Genomic DNA, 445 nt, shown 5'->3' on the forward strand with positions numbered 1-445 from the left:
TTTACCCATATTTTTAATGAACGTCTGGTTATTCCAGATTAAAATACTCCGCAAAACACTTTAATCTGGACTCTCCGAAAAAACCTAAGAATTGGTGGGTCTGGGTGGACTTGAACCACCGACCTCACCCTTATCAGGGGTGCGATCTAACCAACTGATCTACAGACCCAAATTTTTACTGCAAGTTCTTGTTTTACTCGGCGTTACAATCGTTCGCTCGGTCGGTTACATACTGATGTATGCTCCCTCGCTTGCTCACGCTCGCGCCTTGATTAAAACAAAATCTCTTGTAAAAATGCTTCAACTTGCGTTAGCTTTCGCTCTCGCTTTACCGAGCATCTTTCGCTCCTTTCGGAGCTTAGGATTCTTCATCTTTCTGAAAACAAACTGTGTGGGCACTTTGATTCTTTTGGTGCCTTATCGTTTAAGGAGGTGATCCAGCCGC

The 445-nt window shown here is 43.8% G+C and carries 1 tRNA gene; it reads right to left on the bottom strand.

Annotated elements, in window-relative coordinates:
* Nucleotides 1-92 precede the first annotated feature (92 nt).
* Nucleotides 93-169, bottom strand: a tRNA-Ile gene (locus Lsan_RS12490).
* Between the last annotated feature and the right edge of the window lie 276 nt (nt 170-445).

The organism is Legionella santicrucis (assembly GCF_001468135.1).
Lineage (GTDB): Bacteria > Pseudomonadota > Gammaproteobacteria > Legionellales > Legionellaceae > Legionella > Legionella santicrucis.